This is a genomic window from Streptomyces sp. (genome assembly GCF_031181555.1).
GTDB classification, from domain to species: domain Bacteria; phylum Actinomycetota; class Actinomycetes; order Streptomycetales; family Streptomycetaceae; genus Streptomyces; species Streptomyces fimbriatus.
Genome location: NZ_JAPSKQ010000057.1, coordinates 24,976 through 35,246, shown reverse-complemented (window position 1 = coordinate 35,246; position 10,271 = coordinate 24,976). Strand labels below are relative to the sequence as shown.

9 protein-coding genes and 1 tRNA gene are annotated in these 10,271 nt (G+C 70.7%); 4 read left to right on the top strand and 6 right to left on the bottom strand.

The genetic code is table 11. The features are described 5' to 3' along the window. The 4 genes from RIM90_RS14555 to RIM90_RS14540 form a co-directional block, all read right to left on the bottom strand. Positions 1–251: Gfo/Idh/MocA family oxidoreductase (locus RIM90_RS14555; RefSeq protein WP_309061108.1), on the bottom strand; the 251-nt coding region annotated here is incomplete at its 3' end. Further along, positions 248–1,252 carry a Gfo/Idh/MocA family oxidoreductase gene (locus RIM90_RS14550; protein ID WP_309061107.1) on the bottom strand — a complete coding sequence of 335 codons (1,005 nt, stop codon included), beginning with the start codon at positions 1,250–1,252 and terminating at the stop codon, positions 248–250. The genes RIM90_RS14555 and RIM90_RS14550, both read right to left, overlap by 4 nt. Positions 1,253–1,310: 58 nt before the next feature. Beyond that, positions 1,311–2,087 carry an SDR family oxidoreductase gene (locus RIM90_RS14545; protein WP_309061106.1) on the bottom strand — a complete coding sequence of 259 codons (777 nt, stop codon included), beginning with the start codon at positions 2,085–2,087 and terminating at the stop codon, positions 1,311–1,313. A gap of 27 nt (positions 2,088–2,114) precedes the next feature. Then, a complete protein-coding gene (locus tag RIM90_RS14540) occupies positions 2,115–3,302 on the bottom strand; it encodes a phytanoyl-CoA dioxygenase family protein (RefSeq protein ID WP_309061105.1) in 1,188 nt (395 codons plus the stop codon). Positions 3,303–3,408: 106 nt separating this feature from the next. Between RIM90_RS14540 and RIM90_RS14535 the strand changes: the two genes are divergently transcribed. After that, the gene (locus RIM90_RS14535) at positions 3,409–4,440 is read left to right on the top strand and encodes a LacI family DNA-binding transcriptional regulator (protein ID WP_309061104.1); all 1,032 of its coding nucleotides are present in this window, start codon (positions 3,409–3,411) and stop codon (positions 4,438–4,440) included. Here RIM90_RS14535 and RIM90_RS14530 read toward each other — a convergent pair. Next, positions 4,430–5,581, bottom strand: a complete 1,152-nt coding sequence (locus RIM90_RS14530; protein ID WP_309061103.1) for a Gfo/Idh/MocA family oxidoreductase — start codon at positions 5,579–5,581, stop codon at positions 4,430–4,432. The two genes, RIM90_RS14535 and RIM90_RS14530, sit on opposite strands and share 11 nt — an antisense overlap. A 111-nt stretch (positions 5,582–5,692) precedes the next feature. Here RIM90_RS14530 and RIM90_RS14525 point away from each other — a divergent pair, with 111 nt between their 5' ends. The 3 genes from RIM90_RS14525 (at position 5,693) to RIM90_RS14515 (ending at position 8,712) form a co-directional block, all read left to right on the top strand. Then, positions 5,693–6,691 (top strand): LacI family DNA-binding transcriptional regulator, encoded by a 999-nt coding sequence (locus tag RIM90_RS14525; RefSeq protein WP_309061102.1) that lies wholly within the window; start codon positions 5,693–5,695, stop codon positions 6,689–6,691. Between the two features lie 348 nt (positions 6,692–7,039). Further along, positions 7,040–7,113, top strand: a tRNA-Pro gene (locus tag RIM90_RS14520). Between the two features lie 177 nt (positions 7,114–7,290). Beyond that, positions 7,291–8,712: a hypothetical protein gene (locus RIM90_RS14515; protein ID WP_309061101.1), complete on the top strand. Its 1,422-nt coding sequence runs from the start codon at positions 7,291–7,293 to the stop codon at positions 8,710–8,712. A gap of 15 nt (positions 8,713–8,727) precedes the next feature. On the opposite strand, the gene RIM90_RS14510 is transcribed toward RIM90_RS14515, so the two are convergent. After that, entirely contained in the window at positions 8,728–10,245 is a 1,518-nt protein-coding gene (locus tag RIM90_RS14510; protein WP_309061100.1) for a hypothetical protein, read from the bottom strand. Between the last annotated feature and the right edge of the window lie 26 nt (positions 10,246–10,271).

Below are 10,271 nucleotides of genomic sequence, written 5' to 3'. Positions count from 1 at the left end.
CCGTGCAGGCCGTTGGCGAGGGGGTTGTAGACCACGTCCACCCCGGGGTCGGCCAGCAGCTCGGCGTACGAGCCGAGGGTCCGCTCCACGCCGTGCGTGGCGGCGAACGCCTCGGCCCGCGAGCGGTCGCGGGCGGCCACCGCCACGAGGCGGTGGCCGGTCGCCCGGGCCGGGTCGATCAGGGAGCGTTCGGTGATGCGCGCGGCTCCCAGGATTCCGATGCGCAGAGGGTCCCGGCCCGGTCCGCTCATGTCTGACGTACCTCCTCGAGGGTGACGGGGCGGTGCTCGTGCAGTGACAGGGTGCACGCCTCGGCGATCCAGCCCGCCTCCAGGGCGTCCGCGACCGTGCACGGTGAGGGACGGGAGCCGGCCACGACCTCGGTGAACGCGGTCAGTTCGGCGCGGTAGGCGGCCGCGAAGCGGTCCATGAAGAAGTCGTGCGGGGTGCCCGCGGGGAAGGCCACGCCCGGCTCCACCGACCGCAGCGGCAGCCTGTCCTCCAGCCCGACCGCGATGGAGTCCGCGAAGCCGTGGATCTCCATGCGGACGTCGTAACCCCGCGCGTTGTGGCGGCTGTTGGAGACCACCGCGATCGTGCCGTCGTCCAGGGTGAGGAGCGCGCCGGTGGTGTCGGCGTCGCCCGCCTCCTCGATGAAGGCGGCGCCCCGGTTGCCGCCGACCGCGTACACCTCGGTCACCTCGCGGCCGGTCACCCAGCGGATGATGTCGAAGTCGTGCACCGAGCAGTCGCGGAAGATGCCGCCGGACGCGGCGATGTACGCGGCCGGCGGCGGCGCCGGGTCCAGCGTCGTCGAGCGCACGGTGTGCAGCGTGCCCAGCTCCCCGCCCCGCACGGCCGCCCGCGCGGCGACGAACCCGGCGTCGAAGCGGCGGTTGTAGCCGATCTGGACCGGCACGTCCCGGCCTTCGACGGCCTTGAGGACCTCCACGCCCTCGGCCATGGTGCGGGCGACCGGCTTCTCGCAGAACACCGGGACGCCGGCCTCGACGCAGGCGAGGATCAGCCCCGGGTGGGCATCGGTCGCGGCGGCGACCACCACGCCGTCCACACCGGCCGCGAGCACGGCCTCGGGGGAGTCCGCGACCTCGGCGCCGAACCGCTCGGCGGCGGCCTTCGCGGCGTCCGCGAACGGGTCGGAGACGACGAGGGACCCGACGGCGTCGAGCCCGGAGAGGGTCTCGGCGTGGAAGGCGCCGATGCGGCCGAGGCCGAGGATTCCGATGCGCATGGGGACGGTGCTCCTTGGTGTGGAGGTGCGGGGCGTACGAGCGGGGGGTGAAGGGGAGTCAGTCGAGACCGCCGAGGACGTTCTGGTCCCAGTCGATCACGGAACCGGTGACCACCCCGGAGCGGTCGGAGAGCAGGAGGACCACGAAGTCGGCGATCTCGTCCGGCTGGCCGAGCTTTCCCATCGGCAGCCGTGCGGCGGCCTGTTCGCGCCAGTCGTCCCCGGCGCCGTGGAAGGTGCGCTGGGTCGCGTCCTCGCCCTCGGTGGCGGTCCAGCCGATGTTCAGGCCGTTGATCCGGATCCGGTCCCAGCGGTGGGCGTGCGCCGCGTTGCGGGTCAGCCCGATCAGCCCGGCCTTCGCGGCGACGTACGGCGCCAGGAACGGCTGCCCGCCGTGCGCGGACGAGGTGATGACGTTGACGACCGTGCCGGGCTCCTCGCGCCGCACCATGTCCGCGACGGCGGCCTGCATCGCGAAGAACGGGGCCTTGAGGTTGATCGCGACGTGCTGGTCGAACAGTTCGGGCGTGGTGTCCAGCAGGGTGCCGCGCGAGGTCAGCCCCGCCGAGTTCACCAGGCAGTCCACCCGGCCGTGCGCCTCCACCACCCGGGTGACGGACGCCTTGGCCTGCTCGGCGTCCGCCAGGTCGGCGCGGACGAACATCGCCCTGCCGCCCGCGGCGGTCAGCTCGGCCACCAGGGCCTCACCGGGTTCGGGGCGCCGGCCGGTGACGGCCACGACCGCCCCCTCGCGGACCGCGGCCCGCGCGACGGCGGCACCGACACCCTGGCTGCCGCCGTTGACGAGGACGACCTTGTCGTCGAGAAGTCCCATGGTTCCTTCGGTTCCTTCCGGGGGCTTTCAGCTCTCGCGCCGCCGGGCGCCGGCCCGCAGTTCGTCCCGCAGGGTCCGCGCGGTCCACCCCTCGCGCAGCGCCCGCCGTACGACATCGGCCTGCGAGGGCGGGGCCAGGCCGTCGACCGGCGGGTCGTCGTCCAGGTTGGTGGGGAAGGGGTAGCCCTCGGCGCTCGCCGCGATCACGTTCTCCAGCCACCGCTCGTCGGCGCCCTCGGCCCTGCGCGCCAGCAGCACCGGGTAGACGGCGCCCGCCACGGCCTCGCGGTCGACGGTCTCCATCGCCCGGCCGAACGCGGACGACACCTGGAGCAGGTTGGCCATGCGCCGGATGTCCGCCGAGTGGTTGGCGCCGGCGGCGTGGAACAGCGCGGGGTTGAAGAAGACCGCGTCGCCCTTGGCGAGCGGCAGCTGGACGTGGTGCTCCTCGAAGTACGCCCGGAACTCCGGGAGCCGCCAGGCGAGATAGCCCGGCCCGTACTTCTGGGAGTGCGGCAGGTAGAGCGTCGGGCCGGACTCCACGGGCATGTCGCAGTGCGCGACCGCGCCCTGCAGGGTGAGCACGGGGGAGAGGCGGTGCACGTGCGCCGGGTAGGCGGCGGCGACCTCGTTGGCCAGGAAGCCGAGGTGGTAGTCGCGGTGCACGGTCTGCGCGGCGCCGCCCGGATTGACCACGTTCACCTGGGAGGTGACCTGGTAGCCGGGGCCCAGCCAGGCCGTGGAGACCAGGGCGATCACGTCGTTGGCGTAGTAGTCGGCGAACGCCTCCGGGTCGTGCAGGGCCGCCTTCTCCAGGGCGTTCCACACCCGGTCGTTGGCGCCCGGCTCGGCGAAGTGGTCACCGGCGGCGGCGCCCGAGGCGCGCTGCTGCGCGATCAGGGCGTCGAACACGGCGGAGGTCCGGTCGACCACCGCCGGGTCGGGGAAGGCACCGCGGACCACCACGATGCCGGGGCCGTCGGCGAGGGCGCGCACCAGTTCGGCCTGGACCGCGCGGCGGTCGGCGAGGGCGAGCCGGCCGGCGTCGTACAGGAGCACGTTCCGCTCGACGCCGGATGCGTGCGGGTAGCCGGCGGGGTCGGTGGTCCGTCCGACCAGCGCGCGGAAGGCGTCCAGGTCGCAGTCCCGCTCGGACAGCCAGGAGGTGTGCGCGGGGGCGGTCTGCGCCGGGGCGGAGGCAGGGGAGAAGGACATCCTCGTCCTTTCGGGTCACGGAGCGACTCGGCTCTGTCATTCTTGTCAGTACAAACACATCGAACAACCAGCAGGAAGCCATCAAAAACCCCTCAGGAGCCGAGGCATGGGCCACCCCTTCCCGATCCGGGAAATCGCACGTCAGGCGGGGCTGAGCGAGGCCACGGTGGACCGGGTCCTGAACGGCCGGGGCGGCGTGCGGGAGAGCACCGCGCAGGAGGTGCACCGGGCGATAGCCGACCTGGACCGGCAGCGCACCCAGGTCCGTCTGGTCGGCCGGACGTTCATGGTGGACATCGTGATGCAGGCGCCGGAGCGGTTCTCCACCGCCGTCCGCGCGGCCCTGGAGGCCGAACTGCCCTCCCTGCACCCGGCGGTGGTCCGCTCACGCTTCCACTTCCGCGAGACGGGTCCGGCGGGGGAACTGGTCGCCGTCCTCGACCGGATCGGACGGCGCGGCTCGCAGGGGGTGATCCTCAAGGCACCGGACGTCCCCGAGGTCACCGCCGCCGTCGGCCGGCTCGCGGCGGCGGGCGTCCCGGTGGTGACGCTGGTGACCGACCTTCCCGCGAGCGCCCGTGCCGGGTACGTCGGCAGCGACAACCGCGCGGCCGGCGCGACCGCCGCGTACCTCATGGGCCAGTGGCTGGGCGACCGCCCCGGCAATGTGCTCACCAGCCTCTCCAGCGGCTTCTTCCGCAACGAGGAGGAGCGCGAGATGGGGTTCCGCAGCGCCATGCGCGCCCGTCAGCCCGGGCGCGTCCTCGTGGAGATCGCCGAGGGACAGGGCCTGGACGCCACCCAGTACGACCTCGTCCGGGCCGCACTGGACCGCGACCCGGACATCCGCGCCGTCTACTCGATCGGCGGCGGCAACATCGCCACCCTGCGCGCCTTCGAGGACGCCGGGCGCGAGTGCGCCGTGTTCGTCGCGCACGACCTCGACCACGACAACACCCGGCTGCTGCGCGAGCGCCGCCTGTCCGCCGTGCTCCACCACGATCTGCGCCACGACCTGCGCGAGGCCTGCCGCATCGTGATGCGCGCCCACGGGGCACTGCCGCCCGCGGGCCCCACCCTGCCGTCCGCGATCCAGGTGGTGACCCCCTACAACATACCCGCCACGCCTACGGGGTGACCCACGCGCCGCTCTCGGCCGACCGCGCCATCGCGTCGAGCACGGCCGCACTGCGCACGGCGTCGGCGAGGGTGGCGCCGTGCGGGACGCCCTCGGCGACGGAGCGCAGGAAGCGGTACGCCTCGACGACCTTCAGGTCGTCGTAGCCCATGGCGTTCGCCGCGCCCGGCTGGAAGGCTCCGAACTCGCCGTGGCCGGGGCCGACGTAGACCGTGCTGACGGGCTGGTCCTGGTAGGACGTGCCGCGGCCGACGCCCAGTTCGTTCATGCGGCGGAAGTCCCAGAACACCGCGCCCTCGGTGCCGTGCACCTCGAAGCCGTAGTTGTTCTGCTCGCCGACCGAGACCCGGCAGGCCTCCAGCACCCCGCGCGCGCCGGAGGCGAAGCGCAACAGGCAGTTCACGTAGTCCTCGTTCTCGACCGGGCCGAGTTCGCCGCCGGCGGCGCGGGAGTGGCCGGCCGTGGCACCCGCGGGGCGGGCCCGCTCGGGCAGGAAGACCGCCGTGTCGGCGGTCAGCGAGGCGATGTCGCCGAGCAGGAAGCGGGCCAGGTCCACGCCGTGCGAGGCCAGGTCGCCGAGCACCCCGCTGCCACCGCGCTCCCGCTCGTACCGCCACGTCAGGGCGCCCTCGGGGTGGGCGGCGTAGTCGCTGAACAGCCGGATGCGGGCGTGCGTGATCCTGCCGATCCCACCGGAGGCGATCAGCTCCCGGGCCGCCTCCACGGCGGGCGCGTTGCGGTAGTTGAAGCCGACCGCGCCCTGGACTCCCGCCCCGGCGACCGCGTCCGCGACCGCGCGGGCGTCCTCGGAGCTCAGCCCGACCGGCTTCTCGATCCAGATGTGCTTGCCCGCCTCGGCCATCGCGACGCCGATCTCGCGGTGCAGGAAGTTCGGGGCGGTGATGCTGACGGCCTGCACCCTCGGATCGGCGGCCACCTCGCGCCAGTCGCGGGTCGCCGAGGCGAAGCCGAACTGCCGGGCGGCCTCCTCGGCCCGGCCCGGCACCTCCTCGGCGACCGCGATCAGCTCCGGACGCAGGGCGAGCTGCGGATAGTGGTGCGGCACGCGCGCGTACGCCTGGGTGTGCACCCGTCCCATCCAGCCGAACCCGATGACGGCGACACCGAGCGTATCCACCATGAGAGCCCCTCTTTGGACCGTTCCACAGCCTGTCCACGCCACCCTGGGCGCGTACGTCCCACAGTGTCAAGGCTTTGACAGACGAGCGGACGCCATGGAACGGTCCATTCCATGAGACCGCCGACGATCCGCGACGTGGCCGAACGGGCCGGCGTGTCCAAGTCGCTGGTCTCGCTGGTGCTGCGCGGCTCGGACCAGGTGCGTCCGGAGAAACGGGAGGCCGTGCTGCGGGCCGTGCGCGACCTCGGCTACCGGCCCAACGCCGCCGCCCGCAGCCTGAGCGAGAAACGCACCCGCACCATCGGCGTCCTCCTCAACGACCTGCGCAACCCCTGGTTCGTCGACCTGCTCGACGGCCTGAACTCCCTGTTGCACGCGGGCGGTCTGCGCATGCTGCTCGCCGACGCCCGCCTCAACCGCCGCACGGGCCAGGACCCGGCCGACCCCTTCCTGGAACTCGGGGTCGACGGCCTGGTCGTGGTCGGCACGCTGCCCGACCCGGCGGCGCTCGAAGCGGTCGCCGAGCGGATGCCGGTGGTGCTGGCGGGCGCCCGGGAACCGGTGCCGCCCGGCGTGGACGTGGTCGCGGGCGACGACGAGCGCGGCGCCCGGCTGGTCACCGAGCACCTCATCGGGCTCGGCCACCGCCGCATCGCGCACATCGCCGGATACGGTGCCGTGGGCGAGCTGCGCCGGCGCAGCTTCGAGGCGACGATGCGCCGTCACGGCCTGGCGGACCATGTGGTGGTGGAGGCCGGCGACATGACGGAGGAGGGCGGCTACCGCGCCACCGTCCGGCTGCTGAACCGCCCCGACCGCCCCACCGCCGTCTTCGCCGTCAACGACATCGCCTGCGTGGGGGCCCTGTCGGCGGCCGAGGAACTGGGGCTGCGGGTCCCGCGGGACCTGTCCGTGGCCGGCTACGACGACACGAGCATCTCCCGGCTGCGTCACCTGTGGCTCACCACCGTCGACAACGCGAGCCACGAGGTCGGCCGCCGCGCCGCCCGCCTCCTCCTCGACCGGCTCGAGACGCCCGGTGGGGCCGGGGAACTCCACCTCGTGGCACCGACGCTGGAGATCCGGGGGACCAGCGGAGCCCTCGGCTGACGTCCGTCCGCCGGCTCCCGTACCGCCTGCGTGCGCACGCCGAGTACGCCCTCTTGTTCGAACAAGATCGTCGACGATTCCGCTTCGCCGGATTTACGTGCGACAGGCACCCGCTCAGGGAGGGCGACGATGCCGAACCGAGCCCGTCCGCGACCCGCCGATCCCCCCGCCCGGGGGCTCGCCCCGCTGCTCGCGGCCGGCACTGCGGCCGTGCGCGAGCCGGCCGCCGGGACCTCCTGTCCGGACCGCACTTCACCCGCGCCCGGCCGACCCCGGCCGTCCGCCGTCACCGCGCCCATGGGGTAGGGTTGACCTGCGTGATCACGCGGTCCACCGCGCGAACCGCATCGGGACGTGGCGCAGCTTGGTAGCGCACTTGACTGGGGGTCAAGGGGTCGCAGGTTCAAATCCTGTCGTCCCGACGGACAGACGGGCCATCGGCCCGCGTCAGGGTCTTGCCCCACTTCGGTGGGGCAAGACCCTCGGTCGTTTCCCGATCCCTCACTCGGCGACGGAGCCGCGAGCAGCCGAACGGGGGAGCCCCGCATGCACGCTGCCGGTCCCGGCTTGAGCCTTGTTCCATGGAAATCCGACCATGGGTGATTGTCGAGGCTCCGGACCGTCGTGGTCTTCGCCGGGTCATCGTAGGCAACGAGACGGTGGGCAGTGTCTGGTCATTGCGCCAGCTGCGGAAAATGCTCGGCAGCCTCGGTTATCCGGAGAACATGGATATGGAGGACCCGGCGTCCGTGTGCTGGCGCGGAGGAGACAGCGGGACGTGGCCCGACCGCCCCTGGCGAAGGCGCACGACCGTCGTTCTGATGATGGCGGGCATGATTGCTTCCGCGGTCTTGAACATAGTGGTCGGATGGCCGGACGCCGTCGGTGCCCTTACTTTCGCGCAACGAATAACCGGATCCCTGATCGTCCTGTCCGGTGTGGTGCAGGGCGTGGCGGCGCTCGCGACGCTCGACCACTGGGGAAGACGGCAGTATGAAATTTCCGGGGCGGTCGTCCTGCTGGGAGTCATCATCGCACTGGCCACGGACGGCCTTCTGCTGTTCATGTGGTCCGGCGAAAAGGAATACACGCCCTATCTGCTGGTGTTCATGCCTCTCTGGTGCTGGTCCCTGTGGGCGCTCCTGCTCCTCGTCCGGGAGAGGGCGTGGCAGGGGACCCCGCGGCCCAAGACATTTGCGGCCGGTGTGGTCGCCACAGCACTCATGACCGCCGTGAGCCTGACGTATTCAACCGTGTACCAGCCCGCGGCAGCTCCTATGCATTTCATTCTGAAGGCGGAATTCGGTGCGGCACGGGCCGACCACAGGAATCCGCTCGTGCATGTCCCGCTGAAACTTTACATGAAGAATGCCGGAGGGATTCCGGTCTACATCATCAACAATGACTACACGGTGTACGGCAGAAGTTCCGAATACTCTGAGGACGGAGGCCGGCTGGAGGAGTGGAGAAGGAGTCTGGACCGGGGGGGCGGAGAGGATGCCGAACGTTACGTCGACCGGTTGAGATTCACCAGCATAAGCAGCGGGCGCTTCTATCGTCCTGGGTACTCGCTCGATGTCGGGCAAGAGTACGCCATGGAGCGCGTGTTCCAGATCCCGATAGACGTCGAGTTCGACACGGTGAGCGTTTTCCTCCAGATCACGTACATGAGGAAGGATCGGGGAAAACTTGACGTGGTTCAATTCCGGCGCGCGCACCGTTCGTGGGACAAGAGTGAAGGCCAGTACTACTGCCCTCCCGAAAAATGCGGGGAAGAGCTCTACTACCACGGCAGGGTGCGGCACAACAACAACCTCGTCAATGTGACGCGCAAGCCCCGGTACGTGACGGCGGTCTGGTCCCCCGGGGAGAGACCCATATATTCTATATCCCCCTTCCACTTCAAGGGTGCGGTTGATCGCTCGAAAGAAAGGAGGGACGTGGGCAGATACGGCGCTTCGACGACTTACGCCGACACGGAGATACCTGTCGCGGAGCTGTTGGAAGCGGCCGGAGGCTGACCGGGTGAGGCCCTTCTACATCTCCTCTTCGACCATCTGGAGCCAGGTCTCCGCCACCACTCCCTGCTGGTCGAGGTGTCGAGCCGACTGCAGGCAGTGAAGACCCGGAATGCCGACGGTGCCGAACAGCCTGTTCGCCGGTACGACGTCGGCGAGCCCGGTGACGAGCGGTGCGACTTCGAACGGGGCGTTGGCGTACTCGTTGTTCTGCAGCTGGGCCTGGACGTCGAGGGAGTCGGACCCGGATTCCCTGGCCTTCCAGTAATCCTTCACCCCTTCGGTGTCCCATTGCTCGGGAGTCAGTTTTTCGAGGCCCGGGGTGAGAGCGCGGTCGGGGACGGACTTGAAGAGGGCATTGGCGCAGACTTCAGCCGCCTCGCCGAGGGGGACGTCCGGCAGGCCCTGGGCGAAGGCGACCTTCTTCAGCTGCTCGTTCAACCGGGCGAGCTGCTCGTCCGCCTTCCTCCTCGCTTCCTCCCGGTCCTTGTCCGACACCCTGGGGTCACTGTTCTCCTGCAGTGACGAACTGGCTTCGTCCGCGGTCTCCGCGAGACCGTTCCGGTCCCCCCCGGACGTCTCGGACCGACCGGTCGTCTCCAGCGCGACGCCTATCGTCGCCGCGTCCTGGCGGGACCGCTGCGTGACGCGGATTCCGCTCTTCGCCGCGTTTTCGCCCGGTGCCGGGGCCGCGCCCTCGCCCGACATCAGGACGTGGTACACCTGATCGATGCTGTTGACCAAGTGATCCCTCAGCTCCCGCGGCGTCTCGGGGTCGCCGATCATGTCCAGGGTGGATGTACACCTCTGCACGGTCAGGATGGTCACGGCCCGCTCCTCGAGCGGAATTCCCGGGTCACTGGCCGCGTCCAGCGCAGCGACCATCTGCTTCACGATCCCGATCAGCTTTCCCCGCACCTCGGCAGGTGTCCCGGGGCCATTGATCACCTCCAGCGCGGCAGCGATGTCCTTTGCGCTCCCGATGGCCCCTTCCCTCTCCTGCGGTGATATCTCCGGGTCCTCGACCGTACGCAGGACGGTGGTCAATTTCTCCACGCTCCGCGTGAGTTCCTCAGGGGCTTCCGTCGTTTCCTGAATCAGCACCTCAGTTACTTCTTCAATTTCTTTCTCCTGTTCCACGGTGGGCTCGGGCGTCGTCCGGTCCGATTCTCCTTCGGGTTCGGGTGACTGATCGGTTTCCGGCGTTCCGTCCGGCTCCTGGGTGCCCTCCGTCGGGGTGTCGTCCGGCTTCGTCGGTTCTGACGGCTCGCTCGGCTTCGTCGGTTCCGACGGGTCGGTCGGTGTCGGCGGTCCCGACGGGTCGGTCGGTGTCGGCGGCGGAGGCTCCGTGGGCATTGGCTCCGCCGTCGGGGTGGGCGGAGGAGGCGTCGTCTGAGCGGGTATTCCAGCCGTGATCCCGTTGCCGGCGTGAGGTGCTGCTGCGGCAATCGTCAGGCTCGCGGGAAACGCAAGCGCCGCAGCCACGACGGATGCGCTGACCGTGCGGGAGACATGTCGCCGGGTGGTTCTGGCCATGACGATTCCAGATGCGGTGAGCGTCG